The sequence below is a fragment of the Bacteroides sp. GM023 genome, from assembly GCF_014750685.1.
Lineage (GTDB): Bacteria > Bacteroidota > Bacteroidia > Bacteroidales > Bacteroidaceae > Bacteroides.
In genome coordinates this window covers 720,551-742,889 of sequence record NZ_JAAXGE010000003.1, presented here as the reverse complement: position 1 = coordinate 742,889, position 22,339 = coordinate 720,551, and the positions used below count along the sequence as shown (strand labels likewise).

At 38.2% G+C, this 22,339-nt stretch carries 20 protein-coding genes; 19 read left to right on the top strand and 1 reads right to left on the bottom strand.

Features of this window, described 5'->3' with window-relative positions; all coding sequences use genetic code 11:
• Positions 1-111 precede the first annotated feature (111 nt).
• On the bottom strand, positions 112-4,566 hold the full coding sequence (locus HC965_RS09785) for a translocation/assembly module TamB domain-containing protein (protein WP_191031303.1): 4,455 nt from the start codon (positions 4,564-4,566) through the stop codon (positions 112-114).
• 200 nt (positions 4,567-4,766) lie between these two features.
• On the opposite strand from HC965_RS09785, the gene tsaD reads away from it, so the two are divergent.
• From tsaD to HC965_RS09690, 19 genes are all read left to right on the top strand, one after another.
• Positions 4,767-5,786 (top strand): tRNA (adenosine(37)-N6)-threonylcarbamoyltransferase complex transferase subunit TsaD, encoded by a 1,020-nt coding sequence (gene tsaD / locus HC965_RS09780; RefSeq protein WP_191031302.1) that lies wholly within the window; start codon positions 4,767-4,769, stop codon positions 5,784-5,786.
• Between the two features lie 61 nt (positions 5,787-5,847).
• Positions 5,848-7,080 carry a competence/damage-inducible protein A gene (locus HC965_RS09775; RefSeq protein WP_191031301.1) on the top strand — a complete coding sequence of 411 codons (1,233 nt, stop codon included), beginning with the start codon at positions 5,848-5,850 and terminating at the stop codon, positions 7,078-7,080.
• A gap of 122 nt (positions 7,081-7,202) precedes the next feature.
• On the top strand, positions 7,203-7,463 hold the full coding sequence (gene rpmB, locus HC965_RS09770; protein WP_022138245.1) for a 50S ribosomal protein L28: 261 nt from the start codon (positions 7,203-7,205) through the stop codon (positions 7,461-7,463).
• 21 nt (positions 7,464-7,484) lie between these two features.
• Positions 7,485-7,673, top strand: coding sequence for a 50S ribosomal protein L33 (rpmG, locus tag HC965_RS09765; protein WP_002560155.1), 189 nt, complete (start codon positions 7,485-7,487; stop codon positions 7,671-7,673).
• Positions 7,674-7,689: 16 nt separating this feature from the next.
• A complete protein-coding gene (locus HC965_RS09760) occupies positions 7,690-7,848 on the top strand; it encodes a DUF4295 domain-containing protein (protein WP_005777897.1) in 159 nt (52 codons plus the stop codon).
• 140 nt (positions 7,849-7,988) lie between these two features.
• The gene (gene ftsY, locus HC965_RS09755; RefSeq protein WP_191031300.1) at positions 7,989-8,948 is read left to right on the top strand and encodes a signal recognition particle-docking protein FtsY; all 960 of its coding nucleotides are present in this window, start codon (positions 7,989-7,991) and stop codon (positions 8,946-8,948) included.
• Positions 8,945-10,255, top strand: coding sequence for a 30S ribosomal protein S12 methylthiotransferase RimO (rimO, locus tag HC965_RS09750; protein WP_191031299.1), 1,311 nt, complete (start codon positions 8,945-8,947; stop codon positions 10,253-10,255). The genes ftsY and rimO overlap by 4 nt, the downstream gene beginning before the upstream one ends.
• Positions 10,248-10,520 (top strand): HU family DNA-binding protein, encoded by a 273-nt coding sequence (locus HC965_RS09745; protein ID WP_073346459.1) that lies wholly within the window; start codon positions 10,248-10,250, stop codon positions 10,518-10,520. Before rimO ends, HC965_RS09745 begins: the two co-directional genes overlap by 8 nt.
• Before the next feature lie 12 nt (positions 10,521-10,532).
• Entirely contained in the window at positions 10,533-11,900 is a 1,368-nt protein-coding gene (locus HC965_RS09740; RefSeq protein ID WP_191031298.1) for an HU family DNA-binding protein, read from the top strand.
• A gap of 238 nt (positions 11,901-12,138) precedes the next feature.
• On the top strand, positions 12,139-13,134 hold the full coding sequence (locus tag HC965_RS09735; protein ID WP_191031297.1) for a MoxR family ATPase: 996 nt from the start codon (positions 12,139-12,141) through the stop codon (positions 13,132-13,134).
• A gap of 82 nt (positions 13,135-13,216) precedes the next feature.
• Positions 13,217-14,086 (top strand): DUF58 domain-containing protein, encoded by an 870-nt coding sequence (locus HC965_RS09730; RefSeq protein ID WP_022138238.1) that lies wholly within the window; start codon positions 13,217-13,219, stop codon positions 14,084-14,086.
• Positions 14,087-14,097: 11 nt separating this feature from the next.
• On the top strand, positions 14,098-15,174 hold the full coding sequence (locus HC965_RS09725) for a BatD family protein (RefSeq protein WP_191031296.1): 1,077 nt from the start codon (positions 14,098-14,100) through the stop codon (positions 15,172-15,174).
• Positions 15,175-15,224: 50 nt separating this feature from the next.
• Entirely contained in the window at positions 15,225-16,208 is a 984-nt protein-coding gene (locus HC965_RS09720; protein WP_191031295.1) for a VWA domain-containing protein, read from the top strand.
• A 46-nt stretch (positions 16,209-16,254) separates the two neighbouring features.
• On the top strand, positions 16,255-17,283 hold the full coding sequence (locus HC965_RS09715; protein WP_191031294.1) for a VWA domain-containing protein: 1,029 nt from the start codon (positions 16,255-16,257) through the stop codon (positions 17,281-17,283).
• Positions 17,284-17,291: 8 nt separating this feature from the next.
• A complete protein-coding gene (locus HC965_RS09710) occupies positions 17,292-18,002 on the top strand; it encodes a tetratricopeptide repeat protein (protein WP_191031293.1) in 711 nt (236 codons plus the stop codon).
• Positions 18,003-18,033: 31 nt separating this feature from the next.
• Complete coding sequence (locus tag HC965_RS09705) at positions 18,034-19,869, top strand: BatD family protein (RefSeq protein ID WP_191031292.1); 1,836 nt, start codon at positions 18,034-18,036, stop codon at positions 19,867-19,869.
• A gap of 18 nt (positions 19,870-19,887) precedes the next feature.
• Positions 19,888-20,715, top strand: coding sequence for a tetratricopeptide repeat protein (locus tag HC965_RS09700; protein ID WP_191031291.1), 828 nt, complete (start codon positions 19,888-19,890; stop codon positions 20,713-20,715).
• Between the two features lie 126 nt (positions 20,716-20,841).
• The gene (locus HC965_RS09695) at positions 20,842-21,132 is read left to right on the top strand and encodes a DNA-binding protein (RefSeq protein ID WP_191031290.1); all 291 of its coding nucleotides are present in this window, start codon (positions 20,842-20,844) and stop codon (positions 21,130-21,132) included.
• A 74-nt stretch (positions 21,133-21,206) separates the two neighbouring features.
• Entirely contained in the window at positions 21,207-22,328 is a 1,122-nt protein-coding gene (locus HC965_RS09690; RefSeq protein ID WP_191031289.1) for a universal stress protein, read from the top strand.
• The last annotated feature ends 11 nt before the right edge of the window (positions 22,329-22,339 follow it).

The window sequence follows — 22,339 nt, the reverse complement described above, 5'->3', positions numbered from 1 at the left end:
GTTACTTTTCATAATATGGATATATTAAATTAAGAATAACGGCAAATGTACTTAAAATAAATATCCAAGATTATCGACAACAAGGTTGTCACCCTAAACAATGAACCTTGCTTAGGGTTGTGAGCGTTGTCTTTTTATTGCTGATTTTGCTGTTTCATCGGTTTGAATGCTATCCGTTTGTTGTTCAACCTTTTCTGCTTCTTCCCGTTTCCGTTTATTACGTAACTTCCACTTATTCCAAAAGAACAGATCACTCCATTTATTGAAATCTTTCTTATACATAATACCTACACCTTGTGTGGTCAAGTTCGTTTTCGTATAATAACGGTCATTCGTTTCATTATACGCTTTCAAACGAACATCGCCTGAACGGTTAATCAGCCACTCCGCTTCAAAGTCTCCTACAAAGTTTGTATTTGCCATTGGATTGTCCCGATAACCAAAGTTTCCATTAATCAACAATCTGTTATTCAAGAGTTGACCGGACAAGATACCTTCAACTTCCATATCTGTCCAACCTTTATCACCCGTACTCAAATTTGTTCCAATGTTCCAATTATTTGTTTCAAAAACTTGTGATAGTGCATTATTTAGCTGGCCGGAAAGGGTAGAAGAAAGCACTGATGACATTACATTCGAATTCTGATTATTATTCCGGGCATCTTCTGTATAGAATTTACCAATACCTAACAAATAAAGAATCTGCATATTCATTTGTTCTTCCGTACTGATGTAGTTACGCACCAATGTCTGCACCTCATCTCTTTCATTGGGAAGATCAATACCCAATTTAATAGTCGGACGTACCAGCATTCCACTCAAATTCATGATACAATTTACCCGCACATTGGGCTGTTGTATAATAGCTGAAGCATCGGGTATCAAATCATTCAACGAAGCAGAGTTTACCGTATACGAAGCTTGTATGTCCATATTGGCATCCAAAGGCGCACCATTGAAAGTAATCGTACTTCCATCCTTGATTACAAAATCCTTGCGAATGACTTCCTGCAAACTAAACTTATATACACCTTGCGTAATTCGATAATTACCGAACATCTTCACGTCACCTTTATTATAGAATTCCGTTCGGATGTTTCCTGTACCTTTTCCACTAATATAGTCTCCGGCAACTGGATCCATGATAATTTTCATAGTAGCATCAGGAGTTGCATCCACTAGAATATTCAATCGAATATCCGTCTTTTGTTCCTCTGTCTCTGCCTGACGTTTTTGCTGTATTTGGTCATAGTAAGAGATGATTTGAATGGAGTCTTGAATAGTGCGACGGGGCGTTTTGTCCACAAACTTAATGAACTGATTGCTGGTGGCCGATGCTACGCTTCCATTAATATAGGTAAAGACAGTATTTCTGTTGGTGGTCATAGCAGCATTAACTTCCAATCCTTGTGTGGCATTTCCGGAAAGTAGCACATTTCCGGTACCATATACCGTACCATAGAAAGGCATATCTGTCGACTCCTTCGTATTCATCACAAGCATATTATTAGCTTGTATTTCAAAGCGATAATTTAAGTTCTTAAAATGCTGGAAATGCAAATATCCATTTATTCTTCCGGTATGCCCCTCCATATCGGAAATATACATATTATTAAATGTCAATCCGGTAGGAGCAAGGCGGATCGTATCCTTAACGGCAAAATGAGTGTTCAATATATCAAACTTCATGGAAGCGTCTGTCATGACCGCGCCATCCAAGTTCAATCCCTTGAATTTTCCATAGAAATGTACCTTCCCTGTTCCTCGTCCTTTTATATCAGTAGCAATAGACTTCATGTAATGCTCAAGAAACTTCAAATTCAATTCTTGAGCTTCGATATTCAAGTCAAGTCCACTTTCCGGTTTTAATGGATGAATAATGCCTGTGACACGGGATGGGGCAGAAGCTATGTCTTGAATAGATGCATCCAAGCGAATACCTCTGTTTTCATTATCCCACTCACCATATATGTCCAGGTCGCCCAACCGTCCTTCGTTAAGCGAGAAATTCTTAACGAATAAACGGGTATTCATCACAGGCTTTTTCAGCACACCGCTTGCATAAGCTGTCCCCGTAGCATCACCCTCAAAGTTTACATCATCAGAGATACTTGCAATATCAAATACATATCCCATATTAATATCCTTCAAATCAACTTTAACCGTGTCTTTGGGATTATCAGAGAGACGCCCGTTAATACGTACATAACGATCCTGATGGCTAAAATAGAAATTATTCACATCTACTTTTCCCGAATCTACCACTACTTGCGAAGGATGTATCTTCCAAAGAGTATCATTCAAAATAATATCTGTAGGCTTCACATCTACCATTGCCTTCAATAATGGCTTTTCTCCCTCGGTACGTAAAAACTTGGCTACGGCAGCCAATTGTCCGCTATACGTTGCCACTGCACTATTTCCCCAGTTTAATGTCGTACTGACATTATCATCTTTCGCCTGTGCATCCAAGGAAAGGTTAACTGCTCCTTTCTTCTTTAAATTGGTCAAGCGAACCCGAGCACGAATATGATCCGCCGGATTCTCACAGAGAATCAACCCGGATTCTATGTAGTTATTCTTATATTGCAAACGAGGAAAATATCCCTCCACACGCAAACGTTGCATGGGATCATTGAAATATCCCTTTAAAGTAGAATGAGTATATACTGTCAGTGGAATATCAAAAATAGTAGATAAGATGTCCGTATTATATATATGTATATCAAACAGGAAATTATTATGTGTTTCAATCGGCTTTTTAGGTGGCAATATCAAGGATGGGACATATTTCCTCATAATATTCAAAATACTGGCAGGCAACGTGTGATATTGGAATTTTCCTTCTATGCTTGCTGTCAGGAACTCGGAAGTCAGCCTTAGCTGATTTTCGTTATTCTGTTTTGTTGCCCGGATATTCATGTTTTTCATGAAATATTCTTTATCCGGTGCCGTAAACATCAAACTGTCTACATTGATTTCTCCGATCATCTCATCCACAGATCCACCTGTAAAATTAGCTTTCAGCTTCAGGGAGAATTCTGCATCCGGATACTTAGTAGTAAGATTCAAATCATTGGGCCGTACCTTATCAACCACTGCAAGAAAATTAAAAGTCGGAATCTTGGAAGTGACGTTGACATCTCCATTCAAATAGATAGAACCATTCGGATCATCCAATGCCACCTTACCATTAAAACCGCCTTGTTTATATTCTCCGTCCAATGTTATATTCTCATATCTATATCTGCTATAATCTATAGAAGCAATCAATCCTTTTAATTCTACAATCGGAAGTTGATCGGTGATATGCCGCCCATGTACATCAAGATTGAAAGTGATTTCTCCCAACTGTTCATTAGCTAATAGTTCACCAAGCTTGAAATCTTCAGTTTTCACTGCGCCGGAGTAAGCAAACAACCCTTTACTCTTATCCGAACTTAGCTTTAAGTCAGTCTTTACATTTCCCAAACTGGTACGCAATTGTCCGTAAGTAACCAAATCTGTGAAATACCCAGAAATTTCTCCCTGGAAGCTTACATCCCCCAAACGTTCGAGAACAGGAGGAACTCCGTTGTAATTGTGACTCAAGTTACGCACTAAGAAGCCAACGCCGCGAGTATTGGCTGAGAGTTCAGAAAGGGTACCATATACATATGCGTCTTGCGGATGTGACAAATCTTGAAGTGACACGTCTCCTCTAAGGCGGAACTGCCGGTCGTCCGCTGTAATCTCCAAATGCGAACAATTCAATTGGTCGACTGTGCCTTTCACTTCCATATCCAACGTAACCGGTTCTTTGAAATGTGACAGAACAGGTACAAAAGGCGAAATGTCTTTTAAAGTAACTTGCGACGGTAATGTACGGAAAGAAAAATGAACTTGTTCTGCAAAATGATTGAAAGCTTCCAGACTATCATATACCAAATGTATGGTGTCCATTTTCAGAGAAGTCTCAGGCAGTTCGATAGCAAAGTTTTCAATATTCGTCTGCTTACTATTAGCAACCAACTTTAAACTCATTTTCTTCAAAGAAACTCCCGACACCTTTTCGTCAAGACTCAATCGTTTAATCCCTAAATTCACAGAATCCTTGCTCAATGCTTTCAAAGAAATATTAGCAATGATATTTTGGAGCTGAATATGCTTGGCGTTGAATTTCCCCGGCGTATCCTCTTCCGAAAGTACATGATAGGCCATCCGACCCCGACGAATCAAGATGGAATTGATACGCAAATCAAGTGAATTTTCCTTCTTTACAGTATCTTTGGATGCGAAGGCATCCAAAACAAACTTAAAATTAGGTGGAGAATCCGGCGTCTCTTTCTGAAGATTGATATTAAAACCGAAAAGTTGGACACTACTGATAGAAATCTTTCCTTTAAAGAAAGGCATTATATCAAATTTGGCGGACAGACGGGTAACTTTGAGCATTTCCTGTCCCTTTTGATCATCTAGTAATACATCGTCGATAATAATACGGTTCAATAATCCGATATTGATCCTACCAATCATGACTTTTGTATTCAAGACCTCGGAAAGTTCTTCGGCTACAAATGAACTCATAGCCCGTTGAATACTTGGTATATTCAACAAGATAATAGCCCCGATATATACTCCCAGTACAATACCGACTACCCAGCGTACAGTCTTTTTCAGCGTTCTGATAAGCGATTACTTTTATTTTGCGAACAAAAATATAAAATAGTTCGTTATGAATCGTAGTTTTATGATTACTTTTGCACCGTTTAATAGTTTAAATATTTATGAGTGCAATAATATTAGGAATTGAATCCTCTTGTGACGATACGTCGGCAGCTGTAATCAAGGATGGTTATCTGCTGTCAAATGTGGTATCAAGTCAAGCCGTACACGAAGCATACGGTGGAGTAGTACCCGAACTGGCTTCACGGGCACACCAACAAAACATCGTACCGGTAGTACACGAAGCATTGAAACGTGCCGGCATTACCAAAGAAGAATTGAGTGCGGTGGCTTTCACCCGTGGTCCGGGATTAATGGGTTCTTTGCTTGTCGGTGTTTCTTTCGCAAAAGGATTTGCCCGTTCTTTAAACATTCCTTTGATTGATGTTAATCATTTGACAGGACATGTTTTAGCACATTTTATTAAAGCAGAAGGAGAAGAGAATAAGCAACCTCAATTCCCATTCCTTTGCCTGTTGGTTTCCGGGGGAAATTCCCAAATTATATTGGTAAAAGCATATAATGACATGGAAATTCTTGGGCAAACGATTGATGATGCAGCAGGTGAAGCAATAGATAAATGTTCGAAAGTTATGGGATTAGGTTATCCGGGAGGTCCGATTATTGACAAATTGGCACGCCAGGGAAATCCGAAAGCATTTACTTTTAGCAAACCGCATATTCCGGGTTTGGATTACAGCTTTAGTGGGTTGAAAACGTCATTCCTGTATTCATTGCGTGATTGGATGAAGGATGATCCTGATTTTATCGAACATCACAAGGTCGATTTAGCTGCATCGTTGGAGGCAACGGTTGTAGATATTCTAATGGATAAACTGCGGAAAGCAGCGAAAGAATATAAGATCAAGGAAGTAGCTGTGGCAGGTGGTGTTTCCGCAAATAACGGATTGCGTAATTCATTCCGTGAACATGCCGAAAAATATGGCTGGAATATATTCATTCCTAAATTTAGCTATACGACCGACAATGCGGCAATGATTGCCATTACCGGATATTTTAAATATCTGGATAAAGACTTCTGCTCCATTGATCTTCCGGCATATTCTCGCGTGACATTATAAGTTGTTTTCTCGTACCTATATTATATAGGGAATATATATAATTAAAATAAAGCAGGGAGATATGTTTGCCGAGATTATAACCATTGGCGATGAACTGCTGATAGGGCAGGTTATCGATACTAACTCCGCCTGGATGGGGCAGGAGTTAAACAAAATAGGTATTGAAGTTCTTCGTGTTGTTTCAGTCCGTGACCGGGAGGAAGAGATCCTAGAAGCAATTGATAATGCGATGAAAAGGGTAAATATTGTTTTAGTGACCGGAGGCCTTGGCCCTACTAAGGATGATATAACCAAACAGACTCTTTGTAAATACTTCCATACGGAACTGATATTCAGTGCAGAAGTCTTTGAGAATGTAAAGCGGGTGTTAGCGGGAAAAATCCCTATGAATGCGCTGAATAAAAGTCAGGCGATGGTTCCTAAAGATTGCACGGTAATCAATAATCCTGTAGGAAGTGCTTCTGTCAGTTGGTTTGAAAAGGATGGAAAAGTACTTGTATCTATGCCCGGAGTTCCACAGGAAATGACTGCCGTGATGACCGAAAGCGTATTACCTAAGTTGCACGAAAGGTTTCAAACGGATGTAATCATCCACCAAACTTTCCTTGTACAACATTATCCGGAATCGGTATTGGCTGAAAAACTAGAGCCTTGGGAAAGTGCTTTGCCGGAATGTATCAAATTAGCATATCTGCCCAAACTTGGGATAATTCGTCTGAGATTAACCGGACGCGGACAAAAAGAAGAAGAAATAAAAGCCCTTCTCGACTGCGAAAAAGTAAAACTAGAGAAAATATTAGGTGATGATATCTTTAGCGAGGAAGATACACCGCTGGAGGTCATAGTGGGCGAACTCTTGAAAAAGAAAAAAATAACCGTTTCCACCGCAGAAAGTTGTACAGGAGGAAGTATTGCCGCACGGCTAACATCCATCGCCGGAAGCTCGGAATATTTCAATGGCAGTGTGGTGGCTTATTCCAATGATGTAAAAATGGGGCTCTTAAACGTGTCTTCCAAGACATTGGAATGCTATGGCGCTGTAAGTGAGCAGACTGTAATTGAAATGGTAAAAGGTGCGATGAAAGCATTGAAAACTGACTGCGCCGTTGCTACATCAGGAATAGCCGGCCCGGGCGGAGGTACTCCGGAAAAACCTGTAGGGACCGTTTGGATAGCTGCTGGTTATAAAAACGAAATTCATACTTACAAGCAGGAAACAAATCGCGGAAGAGCCATGAATATTGAGCGGGCAGGCAATAATGCGCTACTAATGCTTCGGGATTTACTCAAATAAAGAAAAATAGCTGCTTATAAGTGAATTATTTTAAGAAATCCTTGTTTTATACGGATAAAAGTGCTTACTTTGCGTCCTGTTTGAAATAAGTATAGATATAAAACTATAAAAATAAGATAGAAATGTCGAAGATTTGTCAAATTACCGGAAAGAAAGCCATGATTGGCAACAATGTTTCACACTCAAAGAGAAGAACTAAAAGAACCTTTGATTTGAACTTGTTTAACAAAAAGTTCTATTATGTAGAACAAGATTGTTGGATCAGCCTTAGCATTTGTGCTAACGGGCTGCGTATTATCAACAAAAAGGGACTGGATGCTGCGCTTACTGATGCTGTAGCTAAAGGTTTTTGTGATTGGAAAAGCATTAAAGTAATCGGCTAAACGTAGAGGAGAAAACTTACAATGGCAAAGAAAGCAAAAGGTAACAGAGTACAGGTGATTCTGGAATGTACAGAACACAAGGACAGTGGAATGCCGGGAACATCTCGTTATATCACAACTAAGAACAGAAAGAATACTACAGAAAGACTTGAGTTGAAGAAATACAACCCAATCCTGAAGAGAGTAACAGTACACAAGGAAATTAAATAATAAAGTAGTATAACCCATGGCAAAGAAAACAGTAGCAAGTTTGCACGAAGGTTCTAAAGAAGGTCGTGCTTATACCAAGGTTATCAAAATGGTAAAATCTCCGAAAACTGGAGCTTACATTTTTGATGAGCAAATGGTTCCTAACGAAAAAGTACAAGACTTTTTCAAAAAATAATTGAAATAGCATACACGCTATAAATTCAAAATCCTCTCATTGTTTATCAGTGAGAGGATTTTTTATTGCTTCTTTTTTTTACTTTTTCAATCCTTTGTTATATCTTTGTAGAATAATGTATTATACAAACAACCGTAAATATGGGATTTTTTAGTTTTTTTTCAAAGGAGAAGAAGGAAACTTTAGATAAAGGATTATCTAAAACCAAAGAGAGCGTATTTAGTAAAATAGCTCGTGCCGTGGCTGGAAAGTCAAAGGTAGATGACGAAGTATTGGATAATCTGGAAGAAGTGCTAATAACATCTGATGTAGGTGTGGAAACCACTTTGAATATAATCAAGCGCATAGAAAAACGTGCCGCTGCCGATAAATATGTGAATACCCAGGAGCTGAATCATATATTGCGTGAAGAAATAGCCGCCTTACTGACCGAAAACAATTCGGACGATGTAGCCGATTTCGACGTAACCATCGAAAGAAAGCCATATGTGATTATGGTGGTGGGAGTGAATGGAGTGGGTAAGACTACGACAATCGGTAAACTGGCTTATCAATTTAAAAAGGCGGGTAAATCCGTTTATTTAGGAGCTGCTGATACATTCCGTGCTGCTGCAGTAGAACAGCTTATGATTTGGGGAGAACGGGTAGGTGTGCCGGTTATCAAACAAAAAATGGGGGCCGATCCTGCTTCTGTGGCATATGACACTCTTAGTTCTGCTGTTGCCAACAATGCAGATATCGTCATTATTGACACGGCGGGGCGTCTTCACAATAAGGTTGGCTTGATGAATGAGCTGACAAAGATTAAGAACGTTATGAAAAAAGTGGTACCTGATGCACCGGACGAAGTCTTGCTGGTATTGGATGGCTCTACCGGACAGAACGCCTTTGAGCAGGCCAAGCAATTTACTTTGGCAACAGAAGTAACTGCGATGGCTATCACAAAGTTGGATGGTACAGCCAAGGGTGGTGTAGTGATTGGTATTTCCGATCAGTTCAAGATTCCCGTTAAATATATTGGATTAGGCGAGGGTATGGAGGACTTACAAGTATTCCGTAAAAACGAATTTGTAGATTCCTTGTTTGGTGAGAATGCATGAAAAGAAAAAGAATTGATATAATCACCTTAGGGTGCTCCAAAAACCTGGTTGACTCGGAACAATTGATGCGTCAGTTGGAAGAAGTCGGATACAGCGTAACTCATGATACGGAAGAACCTCAAGGAGAAATAGCCGTTATCAACACATGTGGTTTTATCGGTGATGCCAAAGAGGAGTCTATCAATATGATTCTGGAATTTGCCGAAAGGAAAGAAGAAGGTGAGCTGAAGAAACTTTTTGTAATGGGTTGTCTTTCCGAACGCTATCTTAAAGAATTGGCGATTGAAATACCACAGGTGGATAAATTTTATGGTAAATTCAATTGGAAAGAATTATTGCAGGATTTAGGGAAAACATATCACGACGAATTGTACATTGAGCGGACATTGACTACCCCCAAGCATTATGCTTATCTGAAAATTTCAGAAGGGTGTGATCGCAAATGTTCCTATTGTGCCATTCCGATAATTACGGGGCGTCATATATCCAAACCCATAGAAGAAATTCTGGATGAAGTTCGGTATTTGGTGTCTCAAGGAGTGAAAGAGTTTCAAGTGATTGCACAGGAATTGACTTATTATGGCATCGACCGGTATAAGAAACAAATGCTTCCTGAATTGATTGAACGTATTTCTGATATTCCGGGAGTGGAGTGGATTCGTCTGCATTATGCATATCCTGCACATTTTCCGACTGATTTATTCCGGGTAATGCGTGAGCGCGATAATGTATGTAAATATATGGATATTGCCCTTCAGCATATCAGCGACAATATGTTGAAATTGATGCGTCGGCAAGTTACAAAGGAAGATACTTATAGACTGATTGAGCAATTCCGCAAAGAAGTACCGGGGATTCATCTGCGAACGACTTTAATGGTAGGACATCCGGGGGAAACCGAAGAAGACTTTGAGGAGTTGAAAGAGTTTGTGCGAAAAGTACGTTTTGATAGAATGGGAGCTTTTACTTATTCAGAAGAAGAGGGGACTTATGCAGCAGAAGCATATGAAGACTCTATTCCACAAGAGGTAAAACAAGCCAGACTTGATGAACTGATGGATATTCAGCAAGCAATCTCTGCTGAACTAAGTGCCGAAAAGGTCGGTAGACAAATGAAAGTTATCGTCGACCGACTGGAGGGAGATTATTATATTGGGCGAACAGAATTCGATTCGCCGGAGGTAGATCCGGAAGTGTTGATAAATCGCTCAGAAAAAGAACTTAAAATCGGACAGTTCTATCAGGTGGAAGTGATAGATGCAGATGATTTTGATTTATATGCAAAGATAATAGATGACTATGAATAATAAGGAATTTACATCTGAACTGGCAGAAAGATTGGGATATACCATCAAAGATACTTCTGAATTAATAAGCTCTTTGCTGTCCAGCATGACACAAGAACTGGAGGAAGGCAATATGATTGCGGTCCAGGGATTTGGTTCTTTCGAAGTAAAGAAGAAAGCGGAACGCATTTCTATTAATCCGGCGAGTAAACAGCGCATGCTGGTTCCTCCCAAATTGGTATTATCTTATAGACCTAGCAATACACTGAAAGATAAGTTTAAATAAATATTTCCCGTTATGAATGAAAGACTAACAATTCAAGATCTTACTGACTTATTGGCTGCCAAACATAGCATGACCAAGAAGGATGCCGAGGCGTTCGTAAAAGAGTTTTTTCTCCTGATAGAACAAGCCTTGGAAAGCGAGAATACTGTAAAAATCAAAGGATTGGGTACTTTCAAACTTATTGATGTAGATAGTAGGGAAAGTGTCAATGTCAATACTGGAGAGCGCTTTCAGATAAAAGGTCATACAAAAGTCTCCTTTTCTCCGGATGCTAGTCTGAGAGATATTATCAACAAGCCTTTTGCGCATTTTGAGACTGTCGTTCTAAATGAAAATACAATTTTAGAAGATACTCCGGTAGAAGAAACGGAAGAGGAAGAAATAGGAGAAGAAATTCCTGCAAAGACACCGGCAAGCGAGAAAGAAGAAGTTCAAGAGGGTGATTATAGCTCTACTGTAGTAGAAATAAATGAAGCTGTTGATGAGAGTGAGAATCTTTCGGAAGAGGAAGCTGTACAAGAAGAACAAGTAACCGAACAATCTGAAGAAACGACTATTGAAGAGCAGATTACAGATGAAATCGCTCCCTTAGTTGTAGAGGAACCGATAGAACAGCCAAAAGAAGAGGAAGTTGTCAAAGAAACATCTATCATTGAACAACAGCCAACTCCTATAAAAGAAAAAGAAGGATTCACTGCCGAAGAGATTATAGAGAAAGAACTTCTGAAAGCAAATTTGAAGCCTGAAATTCCAATAATACCAGCTAAAGAGGAAAATGCAAACCCTGTCAAGCCGGCACAGACTACTGTTTCTCCAAGTTCCAAGAAGAAAACTCCTGCGAAGGAGAAGTCGCCTGTACCTTACTTGGTTGCTGTCATTATCCTTGTTTTGTTGCTATGCGGCGGTGTTGTTCTATTCATTTATTATCCGGATCTGTTTTCTTCTTCATCCGATAAAAATGCTCTTGATATGCCCCCCGTAACCACTCAACCTGTTCAACCGGAAACGCAACTTTCTGATACAATCGAGCATAAAGATACAATTAAAGAAATAACGCCTGATATACCTAAAGCAGTTGTTACTCCACAGCCAGTTGCTAAAAAGGAAGAGGTGATCACCCCTACAAAAACTGAAAATAAAGTTGTGCAACAACAACCTTCAGCTTCTGCTTATTTGGATTCGGCATCTTATAAGATTACAGGAACCAAAACTAAATACACAATCAAAGAGGGTGAAACCTTGACAAGAGTTTCTTTGCAATTCTATGGCACAAAAGCTATGTGGCCGTACATTGTGAAACATAATCCGGACGTAATCAAGAATCCCAATAATGTACCATATGGTACAACAATTAAAATACCGGAACTCATCAAAGAATAAGTAATAATAATCCATTCACCCGACCGTACAAATCCTGTATTGGTCGGGTGAAATGTTATGGATGTGCAAAAGCGTATGAAAGTACCTTAATCTAAAGATTTCGCATAGTTTTTTAATAAAAATTAGTTGCAATCGTTAATTATATGGCGTACTTTTGGGAGCAAAATTAAAAGCCTTATAACACAGGCAAGGCTTGCATAAAAATAATGAGAATTAAATAATAAAATATTAAGTATTTATGGCTGAATCAATTGATATCCGCGAGCTAAATGAGCGGATTGAAAGACAAAGTGCTTTCGTTACCAATCTTACGACAGGTATGGACCAAATCATTGTTGGTCAGAAACATTTGGTTGAATCACTGCTTATCGGATTACTTTCCGATGGTCACGTTCTTTTGGAAGGTGTACCTGGCTTGGCAAAAACTTTGGCTATTAAAACACTCGCTTCTCTGATCGACGCGAAATATAGCCGTATCCAGTTCACACCGGATTTATTGCCTGCCGACGTTATAGGAACAATGGTTTACAGTCAGAAAGATGAATCTTTTAAGGTACAAAGAGGCCCGATTTTCGCCAACTTTGTATTAGCTGATGAAATAAACCGTGCTCCGGCCAAAGTACAGAGTGCTTTACTGGAAGCTATGCAGGAACGTCAGGTTACTATCGGTAAAGAAACATTTGAATTGCAGGAACCTTTTCTTGTATTAGCTACTCAAAATCCGATTGAACAAGAAGGAACTTATCCTCTTCCTGAAGCACAGGTCGACCGTTTCATGCTGAAAGTGGTTATTGACTATCCGAAGCTGGAAGAAGAGAAGTTGATTATTCGCCAGAATATCAATGGGAAAAAGTTCAATGTGAAACCGATTCTAAAAGCTGATGAGATTATTGAAGCACGCAAAGTTGTTCGTCAGGTATATTTAGATGAGAAAATTGAACGTTATATCGTAGATATTGTATTTGCTACCCGTTTCCCGGAAAAATATGATCTCAAAGAATTAAAAGATATGATCGGATTTGGTGGTTCGCCTCGTGCTTCTATCAATTTGGCTTTGGCTGCCCGTACATATGCTTTCATCAAACGTCGTGGTTATGTAATTCCGGAAGATGTACGTGCTGTTGCGCATGATGTTCTTCGTCACCGCATCGGATTGACATATGAAGCGGAAGCTAACAATATGACTTCGGACGAAATCATCAGCAAGATTCTGAATAAGGTTGAAGTGCCCTAATTCGTAGTTATAATACAGTCAATAAGTAGTCATAGTGTTATACTAGACTACTTTAGCTACTTACTACTTAACTACTGTATAAATGGAGACAAGTGAAATACTAAAAAAAGTTCGTCAGATTGAAATTAAGACACGGGGATTGTCTAACAATATCTTTGCAGGCCAGTATCATTCGGCTTTCAAGGGTAGGGGTATGTCGTTCTCCGAAGTCCGGGAATATCAGTTTGGCGATGATATACGTGACATAGACTGGAATGTGACGGCACGTTTCAACAAACCTTACGTGAAAGTGTTTGAAGAAGAACGCGAACTGACAGTCATGTTGATGGTTGATGTTTCCGGAAGTTTGGAATTTGGTACTGTTAAACAGCTAAAGAAGGACATGGTAACGGAAATTGCAGCTACTCTTGCCTTTTCTGCCATACAGAATAATGATAAGATCGGCGTGATTTTCTTTTCAGACCGGATAGAAAAGTTTATTCCACCTAAAAAGGGACGTAAACATATTCTATATATTATCCGTGAACTGATTGACTTTCAACCGGAAAGCCGTCGTACCAATATACGTCTTGCATTGGAATACTTGACTAATGTGATGAAAAGACGCTGTACGGCATTCATTCTATCAGACTTCATCGACCAGGAAAGCTTTAAAAATGCATTAACCATAGCCAATCGGAAACATGACGTAGTAGCATTACAAGTTTACGACCGAAGAGTGAGTGATCTTCCTCCTGTAGGATTAATGCGGATAAAAGATGCAGAGACTGGCCATGAGCAATGGATCGATACTTCTTCTAAAGCAGTACGTCGTGCACATCGTGACTGGTGGATACAGAAGCAAGCTGAGCTGAGCGATACGTTTACTAAAAGTAATGTAGACTCTGTGTCGGTCAGAACTGACCAGGATTACGTAAAGGCATTGTTGAACTTATTTGCCAAACGAAATTAATGAAATCAAATATGAATAGAAATATTATTCTGATAGCATTATTAGGTCTACTATCTATCGGCAAAGTAACAGCACAATCTGTTACAGTGGAAGCAAAGATAGATTCATTGCAGATACTGATTGGTGAACAAGCGAAATTGCAATTGCAAGTCGCCATGGATGCCAAGCAGCGTGCTATTTTTCCTGCTTATGCCGATACTTTAATAAAAGGTGTAGAAATTATAGAAACCGTCAAACCGGATACCCAATTTCTGAACGATCGACAGCGAATGTTGATTACTCAGGAATATGTTATCACTTCTTTTGATTCGGCTTTATATTATCTGCCACCAATGCCCGTAACGGTAGATGGCAAAGAGTATAAATCAAAAGCCTTGGCATTGAAAGTGTATTCCATTCCAGTAGACACATTACACCCTGACCAATTTTTCGGGCAGAAACCTGTAATGAAGGCACCTTTTGCATGGGAAGATTGGTATGGCTTGATTGCTTGTTCATTCCTGGCTTTACCTCTGCTTGGTTTATTGATCTATCTTATCGTACGTATCCGTGATAATAAGCCAATTATCCGTAAGATAAAAGTTGAACCTAAGTTGCCGCCACATCAGGCTGCCATGAAGGAGATAGAACGTATCAAAACTGAAAAGATATGGCAGAAAGGACAACCGAAGGAATACTATACAGAATTAACTGATACTCTTCGTACTTATATAAAAGAACGTTTCGGATTTAATGCATTGGAAATGACTTCTTCTGAAATCATTGATAAATTACTGGAAATGAATGACAAAGAAGCGATGTCTGATTTGAAATATCTTTTCCAAACTGCCGATTTAGTGAAGTTTGCCAAACATGATCCTCAAATGAATGAAAATGACGCAAACTTGATTAATGCTATCGACTTTATCAATGAGACGAAACAACCGGAAGAGGAAAATCAGAAACCGCAACCAACAGAAATTACCATCATTGAGAAACGCTCTTTGCGGGTTAAAGCAATGCTGATTTGCGGAATTACGCTTTTATCAGTAGCATTGATTGGTACCTTTATATATATAGGTATGCAGATATACAATCTTTTTGTATAAAGAATGTGTAACTTGAATACTAAATAGTAAACTGTTAAATCATAAATAAAATGGTTTTTGCCAATATTGAATATCTGTTTTTGCTATTATTGCTTATACCTTATATTGTATGGTATATTCTGAAGCAAAGAAAAAGTGAAGCTACTCTTCAAATTTCTGATGCCAGGGTATATGCGCATACACCCAAAAGTTATAAGAATTATTTGTTACATGCTCCATTTATACTACGTATCATAGCGTTAGTGTTGGTTATTCTGGTTCTTGCACGCCCACAAACGACTAATAAGTGGCAAAACAGCGAGATAGAAGGTATTGATATTATGCTGGCTATCGACGTTTCTACCAGTATGCTGGCTGAAGACTTGAAACCTAATAGGCTGGAAGCTGCAAAAGATGTTGCAGCGGAGTTTATTAATGGACGTCCGAATGATAATATCGGTATCACATTATTTGCCGGTGAGACTTTCACTCAATGTCCATTAACTGTAGATCATGCCGTATTGCTGGATATGATTCATAATATCAAATGTGGCCTTATCGAAGATGGTACTGCAGTGGGTATGGGAATAGCGAATGCTGTAACCCGCTTGAAAGATAGTAAAGCTAAATCGAAAGTCATCATCTTGTTGACGGATGGTACCAACAACAAAGGTGATATTTCTCCGATGACAGCTGCCGAAATAGCTAAGAGCTTTGGAATTCGTGTATACACTATCGGTGTAGGAACGAATGGAATGGCACCTTATCCTTATCCAGTCGGCAATACAGTGCAATATGTTAATATGCCGGTAGAAATCGATGAAAAGACATTGACGCAGATTGCCGGAACAACAGATGGTAACTATTTCCGGGCTACGAGCAATTCGAAACTAAAAGAAGTATATGAAGAAATTGATAAACTGGAGAAAACCAAACTGAATGTAAAAGAGTACAGCAAACGCGATGAAGAGTATCATTGGTTTGCATTAGCTGCTTTCCTCTGCGTGTTATTGGAAGTATTGCTACGTAATTCAATACTCAAGAAAATTCCATAAGGTGGTTTGTCAATTGTAATTTGTCAATCGTAAAATAGTAAAGAAGATGTTTCGATTTGGAGAACCTACATATTTATATTTATTGCTGCTATTACCTTTCTTAGCAGCTTTCTACTTGTATTCCAATTACAAAAGAAGGAAGAATATTCGCCGTTTTGGTGATCCTGCTTTGTTGGCTCAATTAATGCCCGACGTCTCTAAATATCGTCCGGATGTAAAATTCTGGATCTTATTTGCTGCTATCGGTTTATTTTCAGTACTATTAGCACGTCCTCAATTTGGTTCTAAATTGGAAACGGTAAAGCGTAAAGGAGTGGAAGTGATTATCGCATTAGACATTTCAAACTCTATGCTTGCCCAGGATGTGCAACCAAGTCGTTTGGAAAAGGCAAAAAGATTAATATCCAGATTGGTAGATGAACTTGATAATGATAAAGTCGGCATGATTGTTTTTGCCGGTGATGCGTTCACACAATTACCAATTACCAGCGACTATATTTCCGCTAAAATGTTCTTGGAGTCTATAAATCCTTCCTTAATATCCAAGCAAGGTACAGCTATTGGAGAAGCTATAAATTTAGCTACCCGTAGTTTCACTCCTCAAGAAGGAGTAGGGCGTGCTATCATTGTTATTACGGACGGTGAGAACCATGAAGGCGGCGCAGTGGAAGCAGCTAAAGCTGCGGCAGAAAAAGATATCCAAGTGAATGTATTGGGAGTAGGTATGCCTGATGGAGCTCCCATACCGGCTGAAGGTACAAATGATTATCGCCGTGACCGGGAAGGTAATGTAATCGTTACCCGTCTGAATGAAGCTATGTGTCAGGAGATTGCCAAAGAAGGAAAAGGTATATATGTACGGGTAGACAACTCTAATTCGGCACAGAAAGCTATTAATCAAGAAGTGAACAAAATGGCAAAATCTGATGTAGAATCTAAAGTCTACACAGAGTTTAACGAACAATTCCAAGCAATTGCCTGGATTATTCTATTATTGCTATTGGCAGAAATATTAATTTTGGATCGCAAGAATCCTTTATTTAAGAACATTCATCTGTTTTCTAATAAGAAATAGTTATGCGCATGTTAAAAAGTAAATATATTCTATTCGTCGTGTTTCTACTATCGGCTGTTGCTGTTTCAGCGCAGAAAGAAGAACGTGACTATATCCGTAAAGGAAACCGCCTGTTTAATGATAGTGTATTTGTAGATGCAGAGGTAAACTACCGGAAAGCTCTGGAAGTAAATCCTAAATCTTCAGTATCCATGTATAATTTGGGTAATACGCTTTCACAACAGCAAAAGTTTCAGGATGCTATGGAGCAATATGTAGCGGCTGGCAATATAGAAAAAGACAAAATGAAACTAGCGCATATTTACCATAACATGGGAGTACTTTTCCAGGCTGGTAAAGATTATGCAAAAGCTGTGGATGCATATAAGATGTCATTGCGCAATAATCCTACAGATGATGAAACGCGATACAATTTGGCTCTTGCACAAAAAATGTTGAAAGATCAACAACAGAACCAGCAGAATCAGGATCAAAATAAAGATCAACAAAAGCAAGATCAAAAACAAGACCAAAATAAAGATAAACAGAACGATCAGAAGCAAGATGAAAAAAAAGATCAGCAACAACCGCCCAAATCTGAAAAACAAAATAATCAGATGTCAAAGGAGAACGCTGAACAATTACTGAATTCTGTGATGCAGGATGAAAAAGACGTACAGGATAAAGTAAAGAAACAACAGAAAGTACTGCAGGGTGGTCGTTTAGAAAAAGATTGGTAATATAAAGTTGACGATATAAACTTCATAAGCAATGAAAAAACTGATTATTATATTGATGGCATTGATAGCATATAGCACTCAGGCATTAGCTGATAAAGTGTCTTTTACTGCTTCTGCTCCTGACGCAGTGGTGGTAGGCGATCAATTCAGGCTATCTTACACTGTAACTACACAGAAAATTAAAGATTTTCAGGCTCCCTCAATTAAAGGATTCGATGTACTGATGGGGCCAAGCCGTTCACAGCAAAGTAATACCCAAATTGTAAATGGCAATGTTACATCTACCAGTAGTATTACATTTACATATATATTAATGGCTAATACTGCCGGTGAATACACTATTAGTGGTGCTTCGATTGTAGCCGATGGTAATCAAATGGTATCGAACTCGGTAAAAATTAAAGTACTACCACAGGATCAAAGCAATAATGGAGGTCAAAACAGTAGTAGTAATAACAACTCTTCCATACATTCTTCGTCCGGTACGACTGTATCTAATCAGGACTTGTTTATCACTGCATCTGCCAGCAAAACTAATGTATTCGAACAGGAAGCATTTGTTCTTACATATAAAATCTATACCAGAGAGTCGAATTTGCAGCTAAATAATGCCAAACTCCCTGATTTTAAAGGTTTCCATTCACAGGAAATCGAAATGACAACAAATGCAAAGTGGACTCCTGAACATTATCAGGGACGTAATTACTATACAACAGTTTATCGTCAGTTTGTACTTTTTCCACAGCAATCAGGTAAATTATATATAGATCCGGCTCAATTTCAGATGACAGTAGGAAAACCTGTACAATCAGCTGATCCTTTCGATGCATTTTTTAATGGCGGAAGTAGTGTGATGGAGATTAAAAAAAATATCGCTACTCCTAAAATAGCAATAAATGTCAATCCACTTCCAGTCGGTAAGCCTTCAGACTTCTCTGGTGGAGTAGGAGAGTTTACTATTTCTTCATCTATTAATAGTAAAGAGTTGAAAACTAATGATGCTATTACTATCAAACTGGTTATTTCCGGCACAGGAAACTTGAAGTTGATTTCTAATCCGGAAATAAAATTCCCAGATGACTTTGAGGTATATGATCCCAAAGTAGATAATCAGGTTAGATTGACTCGTGAAGGACTTACTGGTAATAAAGTAATTGAATATCTGGCAATTCCCAGACATGCCGGAACATATAAGATTCCGGGAGTATCTTTCAGTTACTTCGATATTCGTTCTAAATCATACAAAACTTTGAAAACGGAAGAGTATGTAGTGAATATTGAAAAAGGTGCAGGAAATGCAGATCAAGTGATTGCAAACTTTACTAATAAAGAGGACTTGAAAGTATTAGGAGAAGATATACGTTATATCAAGCAAAACGAGGTAACTCTTCAACCTAAAGGTAGTTTCTTCTACGGCTCAATGACCTATTGGTTATTCTATATTATTCCGGCTCTTGCCTTTATTATCTTCTTTATTATTTATCGCAAACAAGCAGCAGAGAATGCCAATGTTGCTAAGGTGCGGACAAAGAAAGCTAATAAAGTCGCTACAAAACGTATGAAATTAGCAGGTAAGCTACTTTCTGAAAACAAAAAGGATGCTTTTTATGATGAGGTTCTGAAAGCATTATGGGGATATATTAGTGATAAGTTAAATATTCCGGTATCCCGTTTATCCAAAGATAATATTGAAGAAAAACTGAGAAATCATGGAGTGAATGAGGAACTAATTAAAGGATTCCTGAATGCACTGAATGACTGTGAATTTGCCCGTTTCGCTCCAGGAGATGAAAATCAGGCTATGGATAAAGTTTATTCATCTTCTATAGAAGTAATAAGCAAAATGGAGAATTCAATAAAACATTAACCCATAAGAGATTGTGTTATGAAAAAAATATTATTTTTTATATTAATATTAATGTCGGTGACTTGTTTTGGACAGGATTCGCAAAATATTGATTCTATACAAGTTAACGATTCTATCCATGCAGGTTCTACTATATTCTCTAATGATACATCCGGAGATATTGCAAAAGCTGAAGGGGACTCCGCATACATAAAGGAAGATTATGCCACAGCTATTCAAGTATACGAAACGCTGTTGAAGAATGGAGAAGCTGCTGACGTTTATTATAACCTAGGAAATAGTTATTATAAAATAGGGGAAATAGCGAAAGCAGTCCTCAACTATGAACGTGCCTTACTATTACAACCTGGTAATAATGATATCCGTGCTAATCTTGAAGTAGCACGTGCGAAAACAATAGATAAAGTAGAACCAGTTCCCGAAGTATTCTTTGTTTCATGGACTAAGTCTTTGATAAACAGTATGAGTGTAGATGCATGGGCAACATGGGGAATCATCTCTTTTATTTTATTTATTGTTGCACTCTACTTTTTCATATTCTCTAAACAAATTATGTGGAAGAAAGCCGGTTTCATATCAGGAGTCATCTTTTTGATTATTACTATATGTACCAATCTCTTTGCTTCAGAGCAAAAAGAACATTTAGTAAACCGGAATGAAGCGATTGTTATGAATCCAAGTGTCACAGTTCGAAGTACGCCTAGTGAAAGTGGTACTAGCTTATTTATTCTCCATGAAGGAAGAAAGGTAAGCATCAAGGACAATTCGATGAAAGAATGGAAAGAAATCCGCTTGGAAGACGGAAAAGTAGGCTGGGTGCCGACTTCCGCTATTGAGGTGATATAGAGCCAAATAAAAGATTTTATAAATTCAGAAAAAAGATAAGCAAATAATTTGTTTTATCTTTTTTTTTGCTTAAGTTTATAGCGTGATAAAAAAATCACATAGTATTAACCATTAAATTTACGAGACATGAGAACAATAACATTTAATGAACTTCGTAAGATTAAAGATTCATTGCCTAGCGGTAGCATGCATAGAATAGCAGACGAACTTGGTTTGCACGTAGATACTGTGCGAAACTTCTTCGGCGGCCACAATTTCAAGGAAGGAAAAAGTGTCGGAATACATCTTGAGCCCGGTCCGGATGGTGGGCTTGTAATGCTGGATGATACGACAGTTCTTGATCGGGCTTTAAGGATATTGGATGAATTGAATATGAGAATGCAAAAAGAACAGGCTACCGAATCTGTGCAAGTTTAAAATATAACAAACTGAATCCCAATTGAGTAAACAATTGGGATTTCTTATTTGTTCACCCTTCAAAATGTACATTTATGGAAGACAAATTAGTAACCCTAGCCATTCTGACATATACCAAAGCTCAGATATTAAAGAATGTCCTTGAAAATGAAGGTATTGAGACATACATTCATAACGTAAACCAAATACAGCCGGTCGTTTCTTCGGGTGTTCGATTACGAATTAAGGAAAGTGATTTACCACGTGCACTAAAAATAACAGAAAGTTCGACTTGGCTATCTGAAAGTATAGTGGGAGAGAAGGAGCCTAAGGTTGAAAACAAATCAAATAAGATTTTAATCCCTGTTGACTTCTCTAATTATTCGATGAAAGCGTGTGAATTTGCTTTTAATTTGGCGAAAACAGAAAATGCAGAAGTCATCTTATTGCATGTTTATTTTACGCCTATATATGCGTCATCATTGCCATATGGGGATGTTTTCAATTATCAGGTTGGAGATGAAGAAACTGTGAAAACTATTATTCACAAGGTACATTCTGATCTCAATGCTTTATCAACAAAAATAAAAGAAAAAATTGCCTCAGGAGAATTTCCGGATATCAAATATAGTTGTATTCTTCGGGAAGGTATTCCTGAAGAAGAAATACTTAGATATGCTAAAGAGCAACGTCCCATTGTGATTATTATGGGAACTCGAGGCAAGAATCAAAAGGATATTGATTTGATTGGCAGTGTAACCGCTGAAGTTATTGAAAGAAGTCGCACTGCAGTGTTAGCCATTCCTGAAAATACACCATTCAAACAATTCAGTGAAGTCAAACATATTGCTTTCATAACTAATTTCGACCAGAGAGATTTAATTGCATTTGAAGCATTCTTCAATACTTGGAAATCATTTCATTTTTCAGTATCTTTGATACATCTTACTGAATCCAAAGATACCTGGAATGAAATAAAACTTGCAGGAATAAAAGAATATTTCCATAAGCAATATCCAGGACTTGAAATTCATTATGATGTTGTAATGAGTGACAATTTATTAAAAGGACTTGATCACTATATCAAAGAGAATCAAATAGATATAATCACACTGACTTCATATAAAAGAAACATATTCGCTCGCTTATTTAATCCAAGTATTGCCCGAAAGATGATATTTCACTCTGATACGCCATTACTTGTTATTAATGGATGATCAAAACGGAT

Excerpts from the sequence above, each read along its gene's own strand:
- HC965_RS09785 (WP_191031303.1), bottom strand. The coding sequence starts at position 4,566 with ATGAGTTCATTTGTAGCCGAAGAACTTTCCGAGGTCTTGAATACAAAA.
- tsaD (WP_191031302.1), top strand. The coding sequence starts at position 4,767 with ATGAGTGCAATAATATTAGGAATTGAATCCTCTTGTGACGATACGTCG.
- HC965_RS09775 (WP_191031301.1), top strand. The coding sequence starts at position 5,848 with ATGTTTGCCGAGATTATAACCATTGGCGATGAACTGCTGATAGGGCAG.
- rpmB (WP_022138245.1), top strand. The coding sequence starts at position 7,203 with ATGTCGAAGATTTGTCAAATTACCGGAAAGAAAGCCATGATTGGCAAC.
- rpmG (WP_002560155.1), top strand. The coding sequence starts at position 7,485 with ATGGCAAAGAAAGCAAAAGGTAACAGAGTACAGGTGATTCTGGAATGT.
- HC965_RS09760 (WP_005777897.1), top strand. The coding sequence starts at position 7,690 with ATGGCAAAGAAAACAGTAGCAAGTTTGCACGAAGGTTCTAAAGAAGGT.
- ftsY (WP_191031300.1), top strand. The coding sequence starts at position 7,989 with ATGGGATTTTTTAGTTTTTTTTCAAAGGAGAAGAAGGAAACTTTAGAT.
- rimO (WP_191031299.1), top strand. The coding sequence starts at position 8,945 with ATGAAAAGAAAAAGAATTGATATAATCACCTTAGGGTGCTCCAAAAAC.
- HC965_RS09745 (WP_073346459.1), top strand. The coding sequence starts at position 10,248 with ATGAATAATAAGGAATTTACATCTGAACTGGCAGAAAGATTGGGATAT.
- HC965_RS09740 (WP_191031298.1), top strand. The coding sequence starts at position 10,533 with ATGAATGAAAGACTAACAATTCAAGATCTTACTGACTTATTGGCTGCC.
- HC965_RS09735 (WP_191031297.1), top strand. The coding sequence starts at position 12,139 with ATGGCTGAATCAATTGATATCCGCGAGCTAAATGAGCGGATTGAAAGA.
- HC965_RS09730 (WP_022138238.1), top strand. The coding sequence starts at position 13,217 with ATGGAGACAAGTGAAATACTAAAAAAAGTTCGTCAGATTGAAATTAAG.
- HC965_RS09725 (WP_191031296.1), top strand. The coding sequence starts at position 14,098 with ATGAATAGAAATATTATTCTGATAGCATTATTAGGTCTACTATCTATC.
- HC965_RS09720 (WP_191031295.1), top strand. The coding sequence starts at position 15,225 with ATGGTTTTTGCCAATATTGAATATCTGTTTTTGCTATTATTGCTTATA.
- HC965_RS09715 (WP_191031294.1), top strand. The coding sequence starts at position 16,255 with ATGTTTCGATTTGGAGAACCTACATATTTATATTTATTGCTGCTATTA.
- HC965_RS09710 (WP_191031293.1), top strand. The coding sequence starts at position 17,292 with ATGTTAAAAAGTAAATATATTCTATTCGTCGTGTTTCTACTATCGGCT.
- HC965_RS09705 (WP_191031292.1), top strand. The coding sequence starts at position 18,034 with ATGAAAAAACTGATTATTATATTGATGGCATTGATAGCATATAGCACT.
- HC965_RS09700 (WP_191031291.1), top strand. The coding sequence starts at position 19,888 with ATGAAAAAAATATTATTTTTTATATTAATATTAATGTCGGTGACTTGT.
- HC965_RS09695 (WP_191031290.1), top strand. The coding sequence starts at position 20,842 with ATGAGAACAATAACATTTAATGAACTTCGTAAGATTAAAGATTCATTG.
- HC965_RS09690 (WP_191031289.1), top strand. The coding sequence starts at position 21,207 with ATGGAAGACAAATTAGTAACCCTAGCCATTCTGACATATACCAAAGCT.